Annotated in this window: 20 protein-coding genes and 1 other RNA gene; 8 read left to right on the top strand and 13 right to left on the bottom strand. The window is 41.5% G+C overall.

Annotation, left to right across the window (positions count from 1 at the left end; genetic code table 11):
• Positions 1-141: 141 nt before the first annotated feature.
• Together smpB and ssrA are read left to right on the top strand one after the other, a co-directional pair.
• Positions 142-621 carry an SsrA-binding protein SmpB gene (gene smpB / locus E0698_RS20100; protein WP_014279183.1) on the top strand — a complete coding sequence of 160 codons (480 nt, stop codon included), beginning with the start codon at positions 142-144 and terminating at the stop codon, positions 619-621.
• Between the two features lie 340 nt (positions 622-961).
• Positions 962-1,326: a transfer-messenger RNA gene (gene ssrA, locus E0698_RS20105) on the top strand.
• On the opposite strand, the gene E0698_RS20110 is transcribed toward ssrA, so the two are convergent.
• The 9 genes from E0698_RS20110 to E0698_RS20150 all read right to left on the bottom strand — a co-directional run bounded on the left by E0698_RS20110 (position 1,287) and on the right by E0698_RS20150 (position 11,213).
• Positions 1,287-2,846, bottom strand: a complete 1,560-nt coding sequence (locus tag E0698_RS20110; RefSeq protein ID WP_192512698.1) for a recombinase family protein — start codon at positions 2,844-2,846, stop codon at positions 1,287-1,289. The genes ssrA and E0698_RS20110 overlap by 40 nt on opposite strands.
• A gap of 212 nt (positions 2,847-3,058) precedes the next feature.
• Positions 3,059-3,226 (bottom strand): hypothetical protein, encoded by a 168-nt coding sequence (locus E0698_RS20115; protein ID WP_192512699.1) that lies wholly within the window; start codon positions 3,224-3,226, stop codon positions 3,059-3,061.
• Between the two features lie 100 nt (positions 3,227-3,326).
• Entirely contained in the window at positions 3,327-3,776 is a 450-nt protein-coding gene (locus tag E0698_RS20120) for a JAB domain-containing protein (RefSeq protein WP_192512700.1), read from the bottom strand.
• Between the two features lie 426 nt (positions 3,777-4,202).
• Positions 4,203-5,888: a DUF927 domain-containing protein gene (locus tag E0698_RS20125; RefSeq protein WP_192512701.1), complete on the bottom strand. Its 1,686-nt coding sequence runs from the start codon at positions 5,886-5,888 to the stop codon at positions 4,203-4,205.
• A gap of 192 nt (positions 5,889-6,080) precedes the next feature.
• Positions 6,081-6,623: a hypothetical protein gene (locus E0698_RS20130; RefSeq protein WP_192512702.1), complete on the bottom strand. Its 543-nt coding sequence runs from the start codon at positions 6,621-6,623 to the stop codon at positions 6,081-6,083.
• Between the two features lie 96 nt (positions 6,624-6,719).
• Positions 6,720-7,727 (bottom strand): hypothetical protein, encoded by a 1,008-nt coding sequence (locus E0698_RS20135; protein WP_192512703.1) that lies wholly within the window; start codon positions 7,725-7,727, stop codon positions 6,720-6,722.
• Between the two features lie 370 nt (positions 7,728-8,097).
• Complete coding sequence (locus E0698_RS20140) at positions 8,098-8,817, bottom strand: hypothetical protein (RefSeq protein WP_192512704.1); 720 nt, start codon at positions 8,815-8,817, stop codon at positions 8,098-8,100.
• A 340-nt stretch (positions 8,818-9,157) separates the two neighbouring features.
• Positions 9,158-9,352, bottom strand: a complete 195-nt coding sequence (locus E0698_RS20145; protein WP_192512705.1) for a hypothetical protein — start codon at positions 9,350-9,352, stop codon at positions 9,158-9,160.
• 238 nt (positions 9,353-9,590) lie between these two features.
• Positions 9,591-11,213 carry a hypothetical protein gene (locus E0698_RS20150; protein ID WP_192512706.1) on the bottom strand — a complete coding sequence of 541 codons (1,623 nt, stop codon included), beginning with the start codon at positions 11,211-11,213 and terminating at the stop codon, positions 9,591-9,593.
• 535 nt (positions 11,214-11,748) lie between these two features.
• Between E0698_RS20150 and E0698_RS20155 the strand changes: the two genes are divergently transcribed.
• On the top strand, positions 11,749-12,111 hold the full coding sequence (locus E0698_RS20155; RefSeq protein WP_025675877.1) for a helix-turn-helix domain-containing protein: 363 nt from the start codon (positions 11,749-11,751) through the stop codon (positions 12,109-12,111).
• 176 nt (positions 12,112-12,287) lie between these two features.
• Here E0698_RS20155 and E0698_RS20160 read toward each other — a convergent pair whose 3' ends face one another.
• The 4 genes from E0698_RS20160 to E0698_RS20175 form a co-directional block, all read right to left on the bottom strand.
• Positions 12,288-13,442: an IS4 family transposase gene (locus E0698_RS20160; protein ID WP_192512707.1), complete on the bottom strand. Its 1,155-nt coding sequence runs from the start codon at positions 13,440-13,442 to the stop codon at positions 12,288-12,290.
• A 185-nt stretch (positions 13,443-13,627) separates the two neighbouring features.
• Complete coding sequence (locus E0698_RS20165; RefSeq protein ID WP_192512708.1) at positions 13,628-14,668, bottom strand: hypothetical protein; 1,041 nt, start codon at positions 14,666-14,668, stop codon at positions 13,628-13,630.
• Positions 14,669-14,753: 85 nt separating this feature from the next.
• Positions 14,754-15,269: a hypothetical protein gene (locus tag E0698_RS20170; RefSeq protein WP_192512709.1), complete on the bottom strand. Its 516-nt coding sequence runs from the start codon at positions 15,267-15,269 to the stop codon at positions 14,754-14,756.
• On the bottom strand, positions 15,242-15,637 hold the full coding sequence (locus E0698_RS20175) for a hypothetical protein (protein WP_192512710.1): 396 nt from the start codon (positions 15,635-15,637) through the stop codon (positions 15,242-15,244). The genes E0698_RS20170 and E0698_RS20175 overlap by 28 nt, the downstream gene beginning before the upstream one ends.
• 310 nt (positions 15,638-15,947) lie before the next feature.
• Here E0698_RS20175 and E0698_RS20180 point away from each other — a divergent pair, with 310 nt between their 5' ends.
• The 5 genes from E0698_RS20180 to E0698_RS20200 all read left to right on the top strand — a co-directional run bounded on the left by E0698_RS20180 (position 15,948) and on the right by E0698_RS20200 (position 22,111).
• Positions 15,948-18,914 carry a GH-E family nuclease gene (locus tag E0698_RS20180; protein ID WP_238354081.1) on the top strand — a complete coding sequence of 989 codons (2,967 nt, stop codon included), beginning with the start codon at positions 15,948-15,950 and terminating at the stop codon, positions 18,912-18,914.
• Between the two features lie 22 nt (positions 18,915-18,936).
• Positions 18,937-19,491: a suppressor of fused domain protein gene (locus tag E0698_RS20185; RefSeq protein ID WP_192512712.1), complete on the top strand. Its 555-nt coding sequence runs from the start codon at positions 18,937-18,939 to the stop codon at positions 19,489-19,491.
• Between the two features lie 484 nt (positions 19,492-19,975).
• A complete protein-coding gene (locus tag E0698_RS20190) occupies positions 19,976-20,884 on the top strand; it encodes an ATP-binding protein (protein WP_192512713.1) in 909 nt (302 codons plus the stop codon).
• 66 nt (positions 20,885-20,950) lie between these two features.
• Positions 20,951-21,574 carry a helix-turn-helix transcriptional regulator gene (locus E0698_RS20195; protein ID WP_192512714.1) on the top strand — a complete coding sequence of 208 codons (624 nt, stop codon included), beginning with the start codon at positions 20,951-20,953 and terminating at the stop codon, positions 21,572-21,574.
• 72 nt (positions 21,575-21,646) lie between these two features.
• Positions 21,647-22,111 carry a BglII/BstYI family type II restriction endonuclease gene (locus tag E0698_RS20200; protein ID WP_192512715.1) on the top strand — a complete coding sequence of 155 codons (465 nt, stop codon included), beginning with the start codon at positions 21,647-21,649 and terminating at the stop codon, positions 22,109-22,111.
• Position 22,112 lies beyond the last annotated feature (1 nt).

A 22,112-nucleotide genomic window follows, 5' to 3' on the forward strand; every position in this document is an offset into this window, starting at 1 on the left:
TAAAGACTTGACCTTTCTTGCTTTTACCGTCTGGATTTTGTTACAATATAGTTCTAAGCCGCTCATTTGCAATTATGTAGTGAACGGGCTGGAGCTTTCTTTTCACGGAATAGATTACATTAGGAACAAGGAGTGGTATTCATGGGTAAGAAGGCAGACGGGAAAGTGCTCGCCCAGAACAAAAAAGCTTCCCATGACTATTTTATCGAGGATACCTACGAGGCGGGCATGGTGTTAACGGGAACGGAAATTAAGTCTTTGCGTAATGGTCGCTCTAATATCAGTGACGCGTTTGCTACCATTCGTAATGCTGAAATTCACATCCACAACATGCATATTAGTCCTTTTGAACAAGGCAATCGTAACAATCCGACCGATCCGACGCGTACTCGTAAGCTGCTGCTGCACAAAGAGCAGATTCGCAAGCTTATTGGTCTATCCAAACAGGAAGGCTACACGATTGTGCCGTTAAAGATTTATGTTCGCAATGGCTATGCCAAGCTGTTGCTTGGACTGGGTAGAGGTAAAAAGCAGTACGATAAACGAGATGCTGCGGCCAAACGTGATGCACAGCGTGATATCCAACGCGCTCTGCGCGAGAAACAGAAAATTGCGAGATAACGTAGCTTAAGTCGGCAGACGAAGTGAAGCCAGCGTGTGATTAGGCTGGAGCTAGTTTTTTAGGAACTGCTTCGTTGTTACTTGAATTATTAGGCATGGTACAAATTACGTAAATAAGCTACTTGTTCCTGTAATGGTGCTATTTTATAGAGCTTAAATGGCTTCATTCCGTTTCGTTATGAAGTGTAATATGGTATACTAATGAAGTAGTAAGTTTTCATGTTTTTGTACTTCTGAGTTTGTTCGACTGTTGAGTCTCAGGATTCAGCTTCCGATATAGTATCATGCATGCTTATGCTCCGGTATTTCCGGATTTATCCGTGGAGCCCTTTTATAATAAGGGGGCGTTTATGGATTCGACGGGGATAGTTCGAGCATGGGTAGCGGGTAGTGGGGACGCGTCCGCTTCATCAACGCTAAAGCCTATTAAACGGCAAACAACAAAACAACTACGCTTTCGCAGCCTAAGAAACTGTGTGCGTGCTTCTACCCAGCATCGTCCATGTGACTGGGATAGGGGCTAACAAATAGTGGAATACGCTGTCTCATCTCCGCCTGCGGTGAGCTGAAGAAGACAATCAGGCTGACCCGAAGGGAATCCGGTGACAGGGAGTTCCTAGGGTGACATCAAAACTGTCACTACACCCGTAGAAGCTTATGTGTCGTTATCTTCGGACAGGGGTTCGACTCCCCTCGCCTCCATCGATCAAATCCACAACTTGTAGCTTAAAGATGACTTCTACATGTTCTTTGTAGACGATCACCTTTTCTACATAGCTGCCGATGAACTTCTTGATCTCAGGAAGGTTCCGGCTGGTGATGTGGTCCTGAAAGCCAGAAAGCAGTTGTCGCAGAGCATCCTCTGTGATGGCTGCTTTTTCTTTTACTTGCTGAGCCTCAAGAAGTTTCGTTTCTAGCTCAATTTTTTGCTGTTCCAATGAGGACAACTTTTCAAGAATGGCAGGGTTGTTAAGACCGCCAGCCACTGCATTTACAATGTTATCAATCTGGCGCTCTACACCTTCCAGACTCTTGATCAGGCGTTGTTGATCGGCTTTGACGCTCGTTTGCTTGGACTTCTGGTACTCATTAAGCTGTTTGGCCAGGACAGGGATCGCTTCATCATTAAAAATCTTCTCCTGAAGCTGGGCCAGCACATAGGCTTCAATGTACTCCCGGCGCAGCTCAGGATTTTTACATGCCTTTGTTCGGTCACGGTTGCCGCAACGGTAAGTAACATATTTCAGCTTGCTTCTGCCGCTGTACTTGGTATTGCCCATCATGGCATACTGAATACCTACGTTTTTTAAACATTCCCCGCAAACAATGAGTCCACTAAGCAGGTACATTTCTTTTGCCTTGTAAGCGCCAGGCTGGCGCTTGTTTTGATTCATCTTATCCTGTGCCTTCTGAAAATCTTCCTTGGTTACAAGTTGTGGCATACCACCTTCGACACGAATTACATCTTCACTATTTTTATGTCGATTACCATTACGCTTACCAGCCGCATCCTTGCTGTCAGTGAGGTTGAAAATGTAGGTGCCTGTGTACTTTTCATTGCGAAGAATGGTACCTAAGGTTCCCTTGCTGATCGGTTTCCCATAACGTGATGTGTAGCCTTGCTCCGTCAGTTCCCTAATGATCTGATTGTACCCGTGACCAGCGAGGAACATCGAAAAAACAGTTTCAACGATACCGCGTTCCTCTTCATTAATGATGTACTTTTTTGTTACAGGATTTACAGCATAGCCAATGGGAGGTAAGCCGCCTGTATGTTTACATTGGTATGCTGTTTCTTTCATCCCCTTCATGACCTCACGGGCCAAGTTTTTGGAATAGTATTCAGCCATACCTTCCAGCAAAGATTCCAGAATAACACTTTCGGGGGAGCCATCTAGGTTTTCGGTGACGCTGTACAGTTTGATACCGTTCAATTTCAATTTGCGTTTGTATTTAGCACTGTCGTACTTGTCACGGCTGAACCGATCCAGTTTATGAACGATCAGTACATCAAATAATCCTTTTTCACTATCGACAATCATCTGCTGAAACTGTGGTCGTTTGTCGGAGGTAGCACTTTTGGCGCGGTCGATATAGATTTTAACGAGTTCAAAGCCTTTTTGTTTGCAGTAGGCTTCAATGGCTCGAACCTGAGCGTCGATGGATTCATCCCGTTGATTATCACTGGAAAAGCGAGCGTAAGCTACGGCGCGTTGAATGGTCATAGTATGATTACCCCTTTCGATGTAGGCGAATGATGATGGCGATGAATTTATAAAAGATAGTGAATCTGAGGGAAAGAGTAGCCCCTCTGTAAAAGGAGAGGCTACGGATAAGTTCGATACATAAAAGCGTTAAATGATTAAAGTGTGTGAATGTATTCGTGCTTTGAAAATGTCCAACACTCAGGTCTTACCAGGAATGTAAACCAGTGAGCTTATCGTTTTCGCTTTAAAATGATATCTAGCATTTCAACAGCGGGTTGGTAGTATGAAGTTGTCGTTTCCCGTACCTGATCGGCAGACATCCAGGATGAAGCGTCGGGATCTGTACAGAACTGCTTTAGCTTGTGTCTGGAAATACGAGTTAAATAATGTCTTGGCATGAGAACAAAAACCCCTTTGCTTATCTTTTTTTAGATTGGGCAATGATCTCGAATGCCAACTGAGCAGCAGCGACGATCAATGTAAGTATGGCTTGATTCATTACATGAGCCCCCTTTGCTTGAGGCTGACAAAAGAGTCGTCGCCCAGGATGATGTGATCCAGCAGCTCGATGCCTAAAATAGCACCGCTTTGTTGAAGTCGCTTGGTCATGTCCAAATCTTCTGGGCTGGGATCTGGCTTGCCAGAAGGGTGATTGTGACAAGCGATGATGGAGGCAGCATTGGACAGCACCGCCAATTTAAACGTTTCTCTGGGGTGTAACAAGGATGAACTGAGTGTACCCAGTGAAACCAACTGTAAGGCCATGGGCTGGTTCTTGGTGTTCAGGGTTAGGACACAAAAGGCCTCCCGGTCACAGTCTCCGATGAACTCCCGGAAAAGGTAAACGGTATCCTCGGGCCTGTGAACCACCCGATCTGCAAAAAGCAAAGATTTCTCTCGAATGGTGTGCAAGTGCAGAACTTGTACACGTTTAGCGGCTTGTTTCATTAATGTTCCTCCTTCAAACAGGCTGTGATGTAGTCTTGTGGTCAGGACTACAAAGATATAATGTCTGTTTGAAAAAAGGGTTGATTCGGTTTTACACAAGGGCTGTTCCTACTAAGCGTTGGAAGGAAGCTTACTTGTGAAGCGTCTGTGGGCATGTTGTAGCTACCAGGCATCAATGAAACCTCCATGATAAAATGTAGTTAATTACTATATCATGGTTATATTAAATGAATGAAACGACGACAAAGACGCCTCTATGCCCCTAAAACAAGAGTTTTTATGTTAATTTGTTTGTTTTTTAGGAAATCTCGCGTGAAAATCACGCCAAGATCCCCGTAGACAAGGATAGAAAAAACCATGAGCCATTAAGGAACATAGGAAAAAATCCCGTTTTCCCGTGGGAATTCGTTTACACCCTGTTTTGCATCATGCATCGTTTACATCTGCTTCATCTGGATTGAGTCGAATACAATATACGGGTACCGTTGTTGATTCATCGTGAATTTTTCGTTTACGTGTGTATCGGTCTCCTTCGGTGTCTAGCAAACCTCTGGTTTTCCAATCCTTTAATACCACCTTGGGTTCATCGAAGCCGCCATCCTTCATCCACTGATGAAACACCGTTGGAAGAATATAGACGAATTTTTCACCTGACTTTTTATATAATCCACCGAATACTTTACGGTTCTCCAGTACAGCTACATCCATATGACTTCCTTTGCTTCTAATGCGCTTTAGGTCACTGAAGTTAGAACGGTTCATAGCAAATTGTTCGTAGAAGTATTCGAGCGCCTTTGCTCCGAGATCACGATCATCTTTTACAGCCTTTTCATTTTCTATGAGTAGGTTTTGAATACCCTTCAGATCGAAATCAAGCTGAAGGGCCTCCTTTGCGATTTCTCCCGTGAGCATCAAAATAGCTAGCTTTTTAGCGATGCGTTGGGAAAAATGGCTCTGCTCAGGCATGGCATCTATAATGCGTTGAGTGCATTCCTGCCACATCTGAACCACCTGAGCTCTACCTTTAGCCAATAGAACCTTTGCGAACTTTGGTCCTGCATGTCCATAATTCTGCTGGATGACGTGTTTAATCTGATCGGCGCTCTTTGCATCATGTGTCCATTTGATATGACCAAGCTCTAAAATCCGCATGACAATTCCTATATTATGATTCGCTTTTGAGGTGAGTGCCCGCTCTCCATTGGATACAATAGTTGTACTCCAAGCCCCAGCCTCTTTTAGACGTGATTCTTTATCGAGGCGTCCTTTTTCCTTTCCCCCAGCAAGGTAGTAAGCGATCGTGGAGAAGTCCTGAATATCCGACATGGAAATTTCATCAAGACCAAAAATCAGGCCGAAGTTCCCCACCAAATTGCCAATGATGGCATTTTGAGTGGACATCCAGGTTTGCATGAGTCCGTTCTGGTTCGTTTCAGGATAGCCGAATGTAGAGATGGCCAGTGAGGTTGCTGTTGTTTTACCCTGAGTGCTGAGGCCATAGATATGAAAAATGAGGCTGTCAATCTTGGTTGCGGAACTGATTAGCCCAACCACTGCTGAGGAAAGGCCAATCAGAATTGCTAATTCGAGATTGCGGTTCCCCATCACCCATTTTTCTACAGCCAGTCTCCACTTCTTATAGCTACCCTTTGGTTGAATGGCTAGCGGACCGTTGTATGTGGAGTTTATCCCAATGGTTTTGTAATGCTTAAAGATCAGTTGGTCACCGTACGTATCCCAGCCTAACTTTTGATGAACCTTGTTTTGAGGCGCATTGATTTCTTCATTTATTAAATGTTTGATGACCTGAGTAGCATTATATTCATATACATCTGCCCCAAGCTTTGCGAGTTCAATGATTTTATTTCTTTGAAAATCAGCACGGCTGATCGTTGTTTCTTTCAGCCGACCATTATATTCAAAAGTTACTGTAAAGGATACTTCTCCTGTATCTATGTTTTCATGCACTGTACGGATCTGAATGGCTTTGCCCACTTTAGACAAGCCCTTCTTTTCACCGCGATCTTCCCAGATGAATCCATCTTTCAGCATAATTTCAGGGTAGAAGATATTATCTTCCTCTAGCGAGTAATCCTGATTTGTATCTGTCATTCTACTTGCTCCTTTCGCTCGCTACTTATCTTTTTGTACATTCATGAAAAATGAACGTGAAAACGGGAAATTTGCTCGAATTCCCTTGCTATGGCAAGGTTGTTGCTATTAAATTTCTTAGTAAATGGCGGTATTTTCCCGTTATGAGGACGGGAAAGTACCTGTGTAAGAAAGCATTGGGTCTGCCTGTTATTAGATACGTCGTTTGCGTCTAGACTCAGGTTGCATCCAGATTTTGTGTGGTTCATCAGTGTCAGATTCAGTATCTTCATCTGCATCATCCCAAGATTCCAGATCCAACTCTTCAATATCCAGCACTTCATCATCATCCAGTTCATCGCTTTCTTCGATCTCATCCGTGTCTTCATCTTTCAGATGACGTTCGAGTTCCTCGATATCCTGTTGATTTAATTTGTTGACCTTTTTGACATTCGTATAAATTTGCTCATTGGCAACTGTGATCTTAACGAATTTTCCAATAATCTCTTCAAGGTCTACATTGATTGATCTGCGCCCTAGCGTTACATTAATCAAAATGTCGAGGGGATCGCGCTTTTTAGGATTAGATACATAGCGGTTTCGAATAACTTCACCTGTCAACAGCGTAAACGATACGTAACAGGCTTTGTCGTTAGAAGAATCAGCTTCAACATCTGTGATTTCTGCAGTATACTCACCATCAGGAACAACCTGAAGTTCTGCCTTTTTCCCCTCACGATTGATCATAAAACTCATTGGTATCGACTCCCTTATTTATGATAGGTGGGTAGGAAAGAACCTTTAGGGGTTCTTTCCATCCATTAAAAGATAGGTGCTGTGTTCGTTCCTTGATTAACGCTCTGTCTCGGTCAGGATGAAGGAAAGGCTTCGCAACTCCAAATCATGATTGTTAAAAAAGTGCATGAAAGGCGGGCAGAGCAGTTCACGAATATTGATAATAATATGGGCTATGGTTTCTGCATAAGGCCCTTCAGGAGACATGCAGAGCAAGGTTAGGCAGCCATCCTGTTCCGAGCATTCCAGTACCTCAAACTTCTGGTTGACCAAATTTATAATTGCTGTTGCTGTCGTGTCCGAAGGAATAGCCAATTCAGCACGGGCGAATGGCATAAACAATGCCGTGGAATCAGATGGAGTAAATGGTTCAGACAACTCGACATCAAATTCAAGTGGTTGCTCTAACTGTTTCCTAACTTGAGACTTAAGCCACTCCATTTTCCCCTCCAGAATGTAGTCCAAGATCGTTTTCTCCACTTCTGGAACCGAAGGCACTGGATGTGTTAACCCCGTAATCTCCATAAACTTTTTGGGTAAGAAATAACGCTCATAGAAGAATTCCTCCCACTCTGTACCATCCGTAATGCTAGAGAAGTGTACTTCGCTAACCATAAGACCGAGCTCTTTATCAAAGAAGTGGACAATGTTTTGCTTGATTTCTTCTTTTTGTTTACCTTCTAGTTCCATCAAATTAATGGGTATTGGGGGGCACCAAAGAAGATTCAGGCCTGATTCACAGTCAGCGGTAATAAGGTGATTTCCGAAGAGCAGTGTTTCAAGTCGATTACGGGCCTCTGCAATCAATAGGGGGTCCTCAACGGAAGGGAAAGCTTGATGATCCATTCCGTTAATTACTAATAGGATACTGTCCAGATACTCGCCTTGAATAAAGTGGTCGTACTCAGAGGCCAGTGACTTGTACATTCTGAAGTTAGATTGTACTCTTGCTGCTTGCAGCTCATGTAAAGACCAAGATTGGTCTTGTCCAAAACTAGAGTTTACGAATACTGGCCAGAGATCATTGTTTTTCAAAAACTGAATTGCTAGAGAATTTGTTGTCATGGTTTCAGCCTCCAATGTGGAAAACAGTGTGGATGTAAACTAATCTGTGTGTCGGTCATTACTGGCTTCGACTGCCCGAAATTTACTCGGCAAAAGCGTTTCTTTTTCGGCGCTATTAAGTTTTCAAAAGAGCTAATTACACTTTAAGTTTTCTGCAATTAATCATCACGGAAAGAAATAAAATGAAAATTTTCTGAGTTAATATGAGGACAGATAACTAACCATGAGTAGGAATAAAAATATTATTTTTATATGAGGATATGCGCTATAAAAAGGGAGGAGCTACATACCTTAAAATATATTAATTACCAACACAAAAAGGATGTGATGACACATCCTTTTTGTGAGAGAAGTGATACTTCTATTAAGATTAAACGGATTCATCTAACATTTTCGCGATTGCCTGTTCAACTAAGTTAAGTCCTCCATAATTAAATTGTATATCTGATTTTTTTGAGGTTAGTTTTTTTCCAAGTAATTCCACTACTTTCAGAGCTACTTCGTTATCATCAGGTATTGAATAGGTTCCATCTTCATAAACTTCTTCGAGTTCTTCTATGGCTTCATTTTTAAGTTTATCAGTGAATCTTACGATAAGATTGTGTGCCACGTTTTTTGTAGCTGATAAAATTTGTTTTTCAATATCCAGTCTATCTTTTGAAGGCATTTGTTCAAGTAAAAAGAGGATGCAGTCTCGTAGTTGATCGAATTGGTCATGAACATCTTTGAATTCTAATGCTAATTTGTATTCTTCTGTGTTCTGGATTTTCTCTTTTAGTGAAGAGATAGTAAAAGTATCAATTTCTCTAATTAGATCGTCTCTATGTGACTTAATATCAGATTCGTTACTATTACTGTAAGATCTTTTTTTTGTAACATATGGATCATTATCTATGTTTTTTATTATGGCTCCAAATAGGGCTTCTTGCTCTTCAGTTAATACATACTCCTTAATTTTCTTCTCATTTACTCTCTGAAAGTCCCTTATATTCAGATTTAAATTTTCACAAATTTGTTTGATGTAATTTATTACTGTTTTTTCAGTTACATAGTATTTATTAGCCAAATCTTTGCTTGTATAGAGCTTCATGATAGTACCCCTTTACTGTTTTTATCTTGTCTAACTACTAAGATATTAGAATAAACTAATTTTACTCTGAAATATAGTATTATGTCTTTCTATGATCCTACGTGCCGCACGCTGAGCGTCTCAGCGTCATACAAGATTATAATATACATTTATTTACAATTTTGTGTCGTGGAAGTATGGATTTTTTTTGATCAGGACCATGAAATGAAAAAAAGAAGAGCCTTCGGAAATTACCGATTGCTCTTCGTATTTGATTAATAGAACACAGTGGACGGATGAAGTCTCAACTCATACATATATTCAAGAGCGCGACAGTCTCCGAGGGAAATATAGCATACATTCATTGTGTTCTTTCTAGACTTACTCCATAAATGTTGCTGATTTCCGTGTGGTAGGTAAAGGTATTATCTTCTCCAGCAACAACCTCAAAGTTCACGAGGCTACTTTTGTCGCCTTGTCCTTTGGTCTGAATGGTGTGTACGCCTGGCGAAAGATAGAGCTCAGCCGAATTGGTTTGATTATTTTTCACCTTCATCACTTGCTCATCATCAATATAGACCGTAACCTTACCAATTCCATTTAAGACCGCCTGTACGTTCCACGTTTATTACAACAAGTTCTTGATTTTTATCTGTTGTGTTTGAAGCATTGTTGTTGCAACTTGTGAGCAATGATAGCCCAAGTATGAGTAAAATGAGAACACTGAAATCTTTTCCAAGATGTTTCATAGTTAAATCCTTTCAAAATAATTAGCTTCGACATAAAGGATATTATTACGCCTTCACAAATACACCATTAGTATACTTGTATTCCTCGTACAGTCCCTGCGAACCGTATGGAAGTAGGAACTGGTTGCCAGACATTAAAATATCCGATTGTCCCATGCCACTCCACAGCAGTTCTAAAGGGTTAGTTCCCTGCTCCGAAGCCATGAAATTATAGGTGAGTATCCACACGTACATGTCGGCTTGTCCATCACTCGCAACCAAAACAATTTCAGGCGTTCCATCTTGAGTAAAATCATGTTCTTTAACAGCAAGCGAGTAATCAGGCAACAGGTCCCCAAATTCATCAAAGGGACTACTGCCTTCTATGGAAGGCAAGGATATGTTCCAGCCCTGCCCCAAAGCATGATCGACAACTTGTGCTTTCACGCCATTGGGATGATCCAAACCCAGCACAATGTCCATGTTATCCCCATCTAAATGAACAGGATAGGTGAGATCAGCAGCAGGAGGAGTCCAGTGGTTGAAGTCTTTTAAGCTTACCGTTGGGACGGCATCGGATGCTGGCGCTGGAGTCTGTGCTTCCTTCACAGGTGTTGTAGCTACCTGCACAGGAGGAGCGGGTTCCTGTTCAGATGATTTGGCTTCGACATTGGTTTGAGTCGGGGGTTCTGACTGAGGGGACGTTGATGTGGAAGAAGTAGAGGCGCTTTCTTGCCAAGCCCCTTTATCCGAGGATGGGGGACTTCCATCCAGTTTGGAAGTAACCTCTACTAAAAAGTAAGTCCAGTCCGACAGTTCCTGCCCATCTCCATCAATGGCATAAGCAACGGGAGTGAATTGGTTTTTGGAAAACACTTGAAATACGGTTTGGATGTTGATGCTCACACCTTGATCGGTGTAGGTGGCTTGGTACATAACGTATTTGTCTACATCTTCTTCGTTGCCGTCCTTGTTGACCTGTTTCCAGACGACATTGCTAAAATACCTGTCATTGCTCAGGGCTTCGTCCATCGTATAATGGGTGCCGCCTGGAACCGTAGCATCTTTAACCCAGGTGACATATGGATTATCAAAGCCTCCGCGTGATGCAATGACGAGCAGTAAAATGAGAATCGCCACAATCCCCGCACTTACTATGCCAAATATCTTTTTAGGCTTGTTGCTTAGGACTTGGGGAACGATGGAATTTTGTCCCGTTTCTGTGTTGTCGGAATGCTTTACTTGATTGATCGTATCGGCTAGAACTTGAATGAATGAGTTTGCATCACCTTTAGAACCAGTTAGGATGTTCAGGTTGTTTCCTGAGAGCTGGCGGATTTGAATGTTGGTGTTAAAGGTGCGCCACAGAAAAAGAGCAGTCAGGAGTAAAGGCAAAAAGTTCATGGTGATCAGAGTTACGAATACAAACAAAATAGCAAATACCATGTCAAACCAATTGATCTTGGAGCCCACAGCTATGGAGTTGATGTTGGTGAGCGGAATTTCCTGAGTCGATGGTTGTAAGGGAAAAGCGCCTAAGATGAAGTTTTGTCTAGTGAGCAACAGCTTTTCGCCCTCGAATGTAGCGGTTGTTCTCTTTTTTAAGTACGTAAGATAACTGAAACCTCCGTTCCATTCAAAATTAAAATTTTTGGGTGTGGATGGAGTTTGTTCGGCCTTGGTTAGCATTTGAGGTACACCTTTCTACATTGATTTAACGTAGCTAATGAAAATAAATATAAGTTATGAGATTTGTATTATTATGAATTAGTCCAGTTTATTTATTCGTTGTTTTGTGCAAAAGGCCGGCCCAAAGCTGGCCTTGTTTCCTATCTTTTAAAGAAACCTACCAGTGCTACATCCACATATTCCTAAAAATCCATTTTCTAATGACTACACCAAGTATTGCACCGAATACGATGCCTGAAATGATGCTCGTATCCGTAGAAATAGATCCAATCAGTCCAAGGACTGCTCCCCCAATAGCCCACTTCATTAACATTTAATTCAACCCTTTCAGTATGAAATAGAAGACGATTTTGGCGACATTCCACCTATGCAGGATACTGATGACATACAATTTGGCCTACTACTCAAGTACTATAAGTAAGATAAATCCATTATAAAGTACTTATAATACCTTAAACAAGATATTTTTATAGTTTAGTAGTATTACTTAACCTTATTCATTTTAACTACCCTTACTTTATAAGGGGTGCATAGGATGTCTGATTTGTTAAAATTGGTCGGAGCAAGGATCAGGAATTTACGCAAGCAGCGAGGACTTTCTCAAGCAAAGCTTGCAGAACTGTCCGAATTACAGGACTCCTATATTGGCGGCATTGAACGAGGAGAGCGAAACATATCGCTGAAATCAATTGATAAAATTACTTCTGCACTTGAAGTTGAACCTGTCGAAATTTTTAGGTTCGGCTCGTTAGATGGAATTGAAGGAAATACAGAGAAGCATCATGTTATAGAAATGCACCGTTCTTTACTCATGGAAAGAAGTTTTGAGGAGGTTGCAATGATTCAAAGAGTTGTGCGCGACATGCTTCACACATTTGATAAGGAAAAGAATAAATAATGTCAATAGCGTTGCATAAACGTAACATAATTAATTATTAATTTTCTAATAATCCACGATTTATAAAATTATTACATTTACTTCGATGCTCTCAACGAAAAAAAGTAACAGGTGCTTGAGAGCAAGTAATCCAGTCCATTTGGTATTTACTGTAAATCAAAGATCAGTGTTGCTTTTTAGCTCTTGGAGACTTTTTGGCGCCCTTTGGAGCTTCGTAACAGTTTTCGGTGGACGACTTCTCTAAACTCACTCCAATATCGAAACCTCATGACTTTGAGTAATCGTCCGACTTCCCGTAATGACTTTGAGGTGGATAGCTCCAGTTTGGTCAACAGCAACAGCGCATAAGCGATCAAACAGATCCAAATTTGATTCCAGACGGCATGTTCTTGTTCGCCATAAAACCGGGTCAACTTCAAGTGCTGCTTGATCCATCGGAAAAACGTTTCTATTTTCCAGCGGTTGCGATACAAGTCACCTATTTCTTCGGCTGTCAGATCAAAGCGATTCGTTAAAATGCGGATAGCCTTTCCCTTTAAATCCGTAGTTTCAATGAGCCGAAACACCATGTTCGTCTGCTTCTTGCCTTGACCGAGCTTCACCATAGGGTCTCTTGTCATGAGCGAATGTTCCGGCACGTTAAACTCTTCCAGGGATTCGATGATGGCGTTATCCTTGAGCCTGGTGACAAAGAAAATGCGGTCCAGGCTGTACGGATTGAACTTCGCGTAATCTAAATATCCACGATCGAACAGGTAGGTTACGTGCGTTTCATCAATGAGCGAATCCATTTCCGTACGGTCGGCCGGTTTGGCTGAGGTCAGGACGGCTTTCTCCGGATAGACGGTGTCTGGATCGCAAAAGGCAACACGTAAATGAAGCTTGATCCCGGCTTTGGTTTTTCGGTACTCAGCCCACTTGTATTTACTCAAACAAAGGCTCACCGTTGTTGAATCGAGCAGTTTTACGTTTCCGATCCGAGAACAATCGGGCTGACTCTGCTTCGAAATCTGACCGACCAGGTCACAAAACAACTGCTGAAGAAGTTCTGGCGATACCTTGTTATTTTTCCGGGAAAGCTGAGAGGTGCTGATGGAGTCCATTCCAAGTTCGCTGTGGAACCCTTCATGATGCTGAATATCGGCCACAATATCTCGTAAACCCCGATGTTGCTGAAGCTGAGCGTCGATGAAAATGAGAAGATAGGCTAAGGTATGAAGCTTCTTCACATATCGATCATCACCAAATTCGAGTGTCCAATCCGAAATTAATTTGCGATTTAAGGGTGCTACCCATTTACCAAATGACGAAAAAAGTGTATCCTTGTCCATGTGTGATCTCCTATAGTTAGGGATTTGGACAGGATTATCTGCTCCCCTAATTATGGAGATTTTTTTATGGAGTGGACAACAAGTTTTTAACATTTATAGCACAATTTATAGATTTGTTGATCGATAATTTTTATGCAACGCTAATGAAATAATGTAGTTTTCAATGTAATTTTACGATAATTAGATCAAAGATCATGCTCCTTAATATATTTCTTATTAACAGTAATTTTTGTTTCCAGAAAATGATCGTAGAACTTCATATCACGGGTTGATTGGTTGGCTTGGTCTGTAAAAGCCTGCTGGAGAGAGGAATCTCCTGTAGCGAAGTAATCCCTCCCTTTTTGCTTACCAAACAAAGAAATGAGCGCGTATTTAAAGCTGGCGGGATTACAAATGCCTCCAGTACCCAAAGGGAGCAGCTCAACGACCTGTCCAATGGTAAGTTTTTGCCCCACATCAGGCTGTTTATCCAGTAAGGAGAGCAGACAAGCAAACAGGACGTCTGTATTGGAGCGCAAAGTGATTTTCTCCAGGTCATAGTGTTCTGTTTTGACGTCACTCCACGAGAATTTCCAGATGTGAGGCTCACTGGTGGTGTAGCTGTTGTCGACATTTTTGTAAGCATGACGGTTTCCGTAGGCTTTTAGAAAACGGTCGAGTTGTATGCGGTTGTGATCACCAAAGGAAAGCTTGGGTAAAATGGCGCGGAAGAAGCTCGAATAGTTTTCAAGGTCAAGTAACGAACGTGACAAACTACAGTCGTTTTCCTGGTGATTGATCGTTTGAAGCAATTCGTACATGGCTTGAAGGCGATGGGAGTCCGTGATTTCGTATTCGTCAGGACGCATGAGGTGCAAAAGGAAGGAAACAGCCTGAAATCCATTCGTCCAGTCTGTCAGCCGCTCTTCCCAAAATTGAAGGATGCCAGCGGATTCTGGGGGCACCTTTTCTGTGAACTCCGGCCACAGCTTGATGATGCTTCTAACCACACTACTTTGTGCAGAGGGCAGGTCTTTCCGTTGCCAGCCTCCGAATGTCCAACCAAGTATTTGCTTTAACATGGTCGGTGTCACATTAGCTGGATCACACAAAAGACGCTTCCATTCTTCCAAAGGGTACACGGGATATCTGGCGTAGGGGAAGCGTGTGAGATGTGTATTCATCTGCTCTTGGATGAGAGTTGCAAGAGCGCGTTTTTCTTTTTCCGTGAAGGTTAACGTTGGCATGGTTTTCGCTCCATTTCTACATGAAAATAGCGACAGTATGGACATTCACATGCCCGTACTGTCGTTTTTTGGTTGGTAAGATTATTTACAAGGAGAAGGGATTATCTTCTTTTGCACTCTGCATGAACAGAATGCGCTGCTCCGGTGTAAGGAACGGGTCCTCTAGCGCGATGTAATAAGGATTGGCTAACTCATTCACCCAACGTAAGGCATCTGCAATTTCACCGCCATGAAATACAGGGCTGTCTGACAATACTTCATCCTCTTTTACAATACCTACAATTCCAGTATCCTGGTCTATCGTCACAAACAAGTTCGTACCATCCACGTATCTGTTTGTTCCACTCTGATCGGTTGTTCTGACGATCACACGCACAAAAAAGGCCTGTTCGGGCTGGAGCACTTCATGCTCTTCTAAACAGGCGGGTAGGAACTGTTTTTGATTATGGGCGAACGGCCTAACCGCTAATGCCATGATCCAAGTGTTTCCGTACGATTCTGGATTATTTACAACGTCCCCGTTGTATTCAATGACCTCTTTTAGCTTGTTCAGTACGTTGTCCTCATTTGCCTTTAAACTTCTGCTAGTTCTTTCAGCCATTGTTCGGCCTCCTTCGGGTGAATTCCGACTTGTGTAAACAAAGTGATGATGTAGTCATTGGTGTTCATGACAGCAATTTTGTAAATTTGGATGTTGCCGAGGTCATACAACTCGACGTATTCAGGGTAACTACCGAAAAGTCCGTCGTCTTCTCGTCTAAAACCTACGAGGCTAAGATCGTGTAGGTTATCCCCTGCCTCCAGGATGAAGATGGGGCCGGAAGGCCGGAGGGAAAAATATGGATCATCTTTGTCATGGAATGAATTGCGAAGCTGAGTGAAGTATTTTTGGATGTGTTTTAAAAAAGAGGGGGGAATCGGAGAGTATTGCAGTGAGTCGATATCTTGCTGGGTCTGAATGATGCGCACAACGTAACCTCCTAAAGAAAATAAGGCTTCACCCATAACAGGAGCCTTTCAAAGTAATAATATCTATTTTCTTTTAGGGGCAAGACGGTTTTTGGGTACTTCATATATTCACTCGTTAGCTATGTTAATTCAAAATAACAGAATGGATGGGGCTTTCTGTAAACAAAATCTTTATTCTATCCGATACATACATAAGAATGGTTTGCTGTTAAAAATAACCTCTTAAACTCAGGATCTGAATGGTGTGGTAGCTATACACAAGGTAGAGGGCGAACGTGCCTTGTGCCGCTGGAAAGGAGATATGAAGTATTTGGACGTACTGCAAAACGGAATAGGGTATGAAAGTCTACGCTTATACGGTCCTTTTCAACCTCAGCATATGGAACAATTGCAAATTACCAGGGCCGTTAACGATCATGCATATCTATATGTGAGCGGCATGCTATCGGAAGAACAGGGAGCGGCGTGTATTGGACAGGACATGGAGCAGGAACCGATTGTCATACGTCAGTTAGATGAGCAAGGACAGACGATCAGAAGATTGTTTCACGGGCTGGTTACACGTATGTCTGTGCACTGCATAAGGGGAGTATATACCTTTGAACTGGAGGCGGCCTCGCATTCCTACCAAATGGATATCAAGACGAAAAGACGCTCCTATCAGGACATACATCGTACCTATGATGATCTGGTCACTACAATGATTCGGAAGTACATGTATGGAGATGCGATTGATACGGTAACCAACTATGCTGAGTTAGGTACTTTTGTTTTACAATATGAAGAAACCGACTGGGCCTTTTTAAAGCGCCTTGTCTCTCGCTTTGGTTCGGTACTTGTGCCGGAGATTACGGCTGCATCACCTAAGGTTTTCTTTGGAATGCCAGAAGGCAAACAGTATAAGGTGGAACGAGATGTATTTTATAGGGTACGAAAAACGTTTCATGAGTTAGATACAGGAAAACCAGGGGAACGTGATGGCGCTTATGTCACCTACACGATTGAAAATCTGCAATACTATGCGCTGGGTGATTTGATTACGTTACCCATCGGACAAGGCAAAGAGATGGTCGTTGTGAGGGCAGTTACAGAGTTAAAGGACGGTTTACTCCAAACTCGTTATGATCTCCAAACCGAACAGGATATTCACTATGCTCGGTATGAAAATGATCAAGCTATCGGGATTTCACTCACGGGAACGGTGTTGAAGGTACAACAGGATTTCGTACAACTTCAACTGGAAATTGATCCGAAGCAAGACCCAGCTAAAGCCTGTTGGTTTCCCGTAGCTACCCGTTATGTTGCGGAAGAACATAGCGGCTGGTACGACATGCCTGAAGTTGGGGAACAAGTGGAGCTGTATTTACCTACACACTGTGAACAGGAAGCCTATGTGACCGATTCCTTGCGACAGCATCGCCACGCCAATGGACAGCCAGATATGAAGGCATGGAAACACGTACAAGGTAGCGGCATAGAAATGTCTGAGCAAGAGCTGATCCTGTCCACTTCCGATGGGTTTTCGATTACACTACATGAGGATACGGGCATCACCGTCAACAGTCCGGGGAATGTACAGATTCAGGGCAATCATGTGAAGCTGGATGCAGGTCAGGAACTAACACTTGAAGCTGGAACCGCACTATACTTAAAAGGCGGAGCCAGCAGTATGGTGCTAGATGGTGAGACGGACACAAAAGCCCCAGTGATTTATCAGGATGGTACGGTAAAAGCTCCAGTTTTCGTAGCTGACCTCCCTCCTGTACCTGAGCCTCCATTAATGAACATTAAAGCATATGAGGCAGCGCAATCTGCAGCAGCCAACGCTTCTTCCAGCAGTGCAACTTCTACTCCTACGGCAAAGGTTACAAGTCCAGCGGCGCTTCAACAGGCCAACGCTTTGCTGGGTACAGTATCCAAGCTATTAGGCTCCATTCCAGCAGTCGGAAATGTGGCCAGTGTGATGTTGAATACATCGGGTGGAATAGCAGGTAAAGTGGCGGCAACGGTTTTGCAAGCAACCGCAGCAATCCCTGTTCGGAGCAAAGGAACGCCTACCTTGGGAGCGTCTAAAGAAGCAGGCGTACATCCGTTAAAACATTTGGCAGGTTTGGCACTTCAAGGATTGATTAGTCAGTATGAGCATGAGCAAGCGAAACAAGCCTATTATAGCAAGTGGATTTTAGGCAAAGTATATACGAGCGCACGTCATATAGCACATTCCGGTGGCCCATTAGAGCTGGTTCAAAGCCTGCTGAAAGAGTCTAATGCCATGGTTCATGCGTATCAGCAGATTCCGGTAGATCTTAGACAACGCTGGAGAGCAAATTATGACAGCTATATGGCTCAACAAGCAAAGCCAAAGCAAGAAGAGGAATCTCAGTCATGGTGGGAACAAGCATTAGAGAAGCAAGGTGAGGCTGAATTACTGAACGCACAACTACAGTTAGAAGGAGCCCGGATTAGCAGTGAAATGGCATGGGATGCTACTCAAGGAGCATACCAAGCTGGTTTAAGAAGTGTATCACATGGTAAACACCAAATTGACTACAACCCAAAACATCCGATTGCAGGTAAAACAGGTGAAGTGATAGGAGATGTGTTCAGCACTGTAGCTGGAGTTGGAGAGATGATGATTGGTACGGGGGGAGAGGTTGGTGGTTTTCTCCTTGATGGATCGGTCGTATTATCTCCGGCTGGTGTGTTGGTGAACGTTGCATCTGCTGGTATGATATATCATGGAGGTGTGATGTCCTACCACGGGGCGTCGAATGCAGGAGGAGATTCTGCTGAACTCTGGAAAATGATTAAGGAGAAAAATAAGCAAGGCTCAGCACCGCCGCCTAAACCGGCTGGTACAAAGTCCGGTAAGACTGAGGGACCTCCAACACCGAAGAAACCGAGCAATGAGGCGGTTAAAGCTTCTCCTCCTGCTACGAAGCCTAAACGTCCGCGTGAACCCAAAGATACTTATAGTCGTCCTTCTAAGTTCCGAAAGGGAGTTAAGGAAGAAACCTGGGAAAATGCAAAAGATGTTGATGGTAAAGTAAAGGATCCACTCACAGGTGATACACTTGATCCTAAAGAGCCATGGGATATGGGGCACAAACCTGGCTATGAGTTTAGAAAGCATAAGCAAAGTGCTCAAGAACGTGGTATTTCAAGAAAACAATTCTTAGATGAGCATAATAATCCAGATCATTATCGTCCAGAAAATCCAAGTTCTAATAGGAGTCATAAGGACGAAGATCATTCGGATGAATATAAAGGACCTTAAGATCCTGGGGGGACGGAAGTAATTGAAAACGAATGCGGAACTTTATATGAATAAGCTTGAGGGAATATTTGGTCAGGAAGACGTTATAAGAAAAGTAGAGCCTTCAGATGGAAGTACGCCAATACATGTGTTTTTTTACTATGATTTGCCTGAAGAAGGTATGCTAACAGCGGTGACGTATGGTTTATCTGATGGTGAATTTATAGGCTGGAAGAACGCGAAGCCAGAACTAATCATAAGTCTAGAAACGCAAGATGAAAGTTGGGGGCTGGCTGCTGCTTATTTTGCTGCTGAATTTAGGGGAGTAAAGACATTCTCTTATGCAGATTTGTTTACTTTAGATGAACCTATATCACAAGAGTCTGATATGACAGGTTATTTTGTTTTTGCCTCTGCAATATTAGAAAAAGAAGAATCGGTGATTGAACTGCCCGATAAGACAATACAGTTAGTTGGGATGTATCCTTTGTACAAAGAGGAATTTGATCTAATGAAAAGAATAGGGATCAAAGATTTTTGGCATAACAAGGACTATGATATATACAGTGTTAGCAGGGCTAATCTTGTAAGAGCCTAGTTTAGGCGGCTTAATTAAGGAATATTTAAAAGCCCTTAAGGGAGATCAGTATGGACAGTCGAATTTTTAATAATTTTGTCTTGAATGAACATATTTCTGAAGAACTAATTGATAAATTTCAAAGTAAAGTGCTTGGGCAATTAGCAGTTGTGGGAGCAGTACGGTTTCGGTAGTATCTTAAAGGGATATATGAAAATAGTAAATCCAGATGTGTTTAATACTAAATATGGAAAATACTATAAAAATCCTCATCTTCCTATACCGAATTGAACAAGCTGCGATGTCGGAACAGTGATGAAGGCTAACTATCAAATAACGGTAGTTTGATTGGGTAAATAAACAGATTTGAATCATAGAATAAGTTAGTCATACTCTCAAGGTAACCATATACGTCCCTACCTCGTATAAAAGCAATTGTTAAATGACGAGGAACTGATACAATAGACTTACGAATAAGGAAGCTCACTTATTTGGAGGAGATTATTTGGAGAGTAAAGACGAGTTTATTTATAAAGTCTATATAGATATTAAATCTGTAAATGATTGGCTTGCTACTGAAAATATTTTGTCAGTGGTCGAGTGCCTTGAATACAATCAAATTGGAGTATTGGATTTCTCAAACCTTAATGATTTAAATCCATACGGAGTAATTATGTTATTAACAATTAACCGTAGAATTTATGAGATAACTGGAAGAGAGATAAAGTTTATTAATATTAGATCTAAAACTTTAATTTACTTGGAGAAGGTAGGTTTTTTTAAAACAGACTTATTCGATGCTGATATTGAATTAGATACTATTCTCTGGGATGAAGCAGGACATGAATTATTTAAAGAATTTTGCAACGATCTTGAGAGGATTACAACTCTTGAAGAGAAGCGTTTTGTTGTTGAAAAAATCCGTAGTTCACTCGAAGTATGGCTTCCTGAAGAAAAGTACAGAATGTTACGTAGTCAGGCAATTTCTGCATTTATGGAAATTTCAGCTAACGCTCTTGAGCATAGCAGGAATTCTAATAAAATGGGCGAATGCTTTATTATGATGCAAAAATATGAAGTGAAAAATGCACTTGAGATATATATAGTAATAGCTGATTTTGGAATTGGCATACGAAAGCATCTTACCAATAAATATGGTGAAATTTATAAGGATGATTGTTCTTATATCAAAGAAGCATTGAGCGGTCAGAGTGGCAGAAAAGTAGAAGGAGGAGGATTTGGACTGCAATCCATACAAGACATCATTGCTAACAACATGGGTTCTCTTATTGTTCGTTCAAATAAGGGTTTAGTTGAAATCAAAGATCAAATAATTGATTTTGAAGGGACACTAGAAACAGCTGGTACACAAGTTGCAATTATTCTCCGTAAAAAACTTGACAATTCTTTATAAGAGAAATATGATATGCTTACAGTCTTCATTATTATTTTGTGAAGAGATAAGAGGAAGGAATGTGTTATGCAAATTGACACACTAGATATTGTGATTTTAGATATTTCCAAGGAATTAAAATTGTCGAGTGGTGGTGTACTCTCATATCGGCCAGATGGAAAAAAAATAAAGGAACGGATTATTGCCGAAATTTCTAATTCAAAGGATTTTTGTTATATTAATTTAAACTTCAAAGGAATTGAAATATGTGATATTTCTGTTGTGGATGAAGTTGTTCTAGAAATTATGCTTCATCTTCGGAATAATAGAACAAATTCTGTAATCTATTTGTCTAATATCTATGACTATGTTTATGATAATATAGAGGCTGCGCAATTACTGAAAGAAAAAAAGTTATCTTTGCAGGCAAAAGAAAAAATAAAATTGCCATTGTTAGTTTATAACCAAATAAAGGGGTTGGAAATTTTAGGTGATGTAGAGACAGTTCTAGAAGAGGCTTTTGATATTATTAAAAGCAATAGAGTTGTTACTGCAAGAGAAATTTCGGGACTAAAAGGTATAGCGATAAATAGCGCAAGCAATAGGCTGAAAAAATTATATGATTATGGACTGGTATTTCGTAATAGTTCTTATGATGAGTCGGGAAAGTATTATGAATATATTCTTCCGGTAATTATTAGCTCTCCTTAGGAGAGCTAATAAAAAAACAACTCTTCATATATTTTTGGTGAACACAATTCAGAAGGAGTGGTGAATGTATTTATGAAATTAACAATCTATTCTCACAATTTCGGTTCGCAAGCAATCGCGAAGGAGGTATTAGACCCTTTGGTTGAAAGACTTTCTAGTATTAATTTTAAGTTTCGAGGTAATACAGCTACGGATCTTCGGGAGAACATTTTAGATGCTTTAATTCAGTTGGGATGGTCAGATCAAGTCAAAGTAGAAAGAGACTTGAATATAACCATAACTTCCATGAATAACAAAGTTGGATTATGCCTACAATTAGGGAACATGGCTAGGTTTTACGCAGATTTATTGAAATTGGAAGTTCTTCATCAAAAGAATACGGCAGAATGTGCCATTTACATTTTGCCAAAAAAACAAGCCGCTAAAAAGCTGGGGTCAAATATAGCCCAATTTGAAAGAATGACTGAGGAATTGAAGGTCTTCAAACACATTATAACTATACCAATAGCCGTTATTGGGATTGAAGAGGAGGAGTAGG

It is taken from the genome of Paenibacillus sp. 23TSA30-6 (assembly GCF_014858585.1).
Lineage (GTDB): Bacteria > Bacillota > Bacilli > Paenibacillales > Paenibacillaceae > Paenibacillus.

What these genes read in the sequence shown, in the direction of transcription:
- smpB (WP_014279183.1), top strand. Translation starts at nt 142, where the DNA reads ATGGGTAAGAAGGCAGACGGGAAAGTGCTCGCCCAGAACAAAAAAGCT.
- E0698_RS20110 (WP_192512698.1), bottom strand. Translation starts at nt 2,846, where the DNA reads ATGACCATTCAACGCGCCGTAGCTTACGCTCGCTTTTCCAGTGATAAT.
- E0698_RS20115 (WP_192512699.1), bottom strand. Translation starts at nt 3,226, where the DNA reads ATGCCAAGACATTATTTAACTCGTATTTCCAGACACAAGCTAAAGCAG.
- E0698_RS20120 (WP_192512700.1), bottom strand. Translation starts at nt 3,776, where the DNA reads ATGAAACAAGCCGCTAAACGTGTACAAGTTCTGCACTTGCACACCATT.
- E0698_RS20125 (WP_192512701.1), bottom strand. Translation starts at nt 5,888, where the DNA reads ATGACAGATACAAATCAGGATTACTCGCTAGAGGAAGATAATATCTTC.
- E0698_RS20130 (WP_192512702.1), bottom strand. Translation starts at nt 6,623, where the DNA reads ATGAGTTTTATGATCAATCGTGAGGGGAAAAAGGCAGAACTTCAGGTT.
- E0698_RS20135 (WP_192512703.1), bottom strand. Translation starts at nt 7,727, where the DNA reads ATGACAACAAATTCTCTAGCAATTCAGTTTTTGAAAAACAATGATCTC.
- E0698_RS20140 (WP_192512704.1), bottom strand. Translation starts at nt 8,817, where the DNA reads ATGAAGCTCTATACAAGCAAAGATTTGGCTAATAAATACTATGTAACT.
- E0698_RS20145 (WP_192512705.1), bottom strand. Translation starts at nt 9,352, where the DNA reads ATGAAGGTGAAAAATAATCAAACCAATTCGGCTGAGCTCTATCTTTCG.
- E0698_RS20150 (WP_192512706.1), bottom strand. Translation starts at nt 11,213, where the DNA reads ATGCTAACCAAGGCCGAACAAACTCCATCCACACCCAAAAATTTTAAT.
- E0698_RS20155 (WP_025675877.1), top strand. Translation starts at nt 11,749, where the DNA reads ATGTCTGATTTGTTAAAATTGGTCGGAGCAAGGATCAGGAATTTACGC.
- E0698_RS20160 (WP_192512707.1), bottom strand. Translation starts at nt 13,442, where the DNA reads ATGGACAAGGATACACTTTTTTCGTCATTTGGTAAATGGGTAGCACCC.
- E0698_RS20165 (WP_192512708.1), bottom strand. Translation starts at nt 14,668, where the DNA reads ATGCCAACGTTAACCTTCACGGAAAAAGAAAAACGCGCTCTTGCAACT.
- E0698_RS20170 (WP_192512709.1), bottom strand. Translation starts at nt 15,269, where the DNA reads ATGGCTGAAAGAACTAGCAGAAGTTTAAAGGCAAATGAGGACAACGTA.
- E0698_RS20195 (WP_192512714.1), top strand. Translation starts at nt 20,951, where the DNA reads ATGCAAATTGACACACTAGATATTGTGATTTTAGATATTTCCAAGGAA.
- E0698_RS20200 (WP_192512715.1), top strand. Translation starts at nt 21,647, where the DNA reads ATGAAATTAACAATCTATTCTCACAATTTCGGTTCGCAAGCAATCGCG.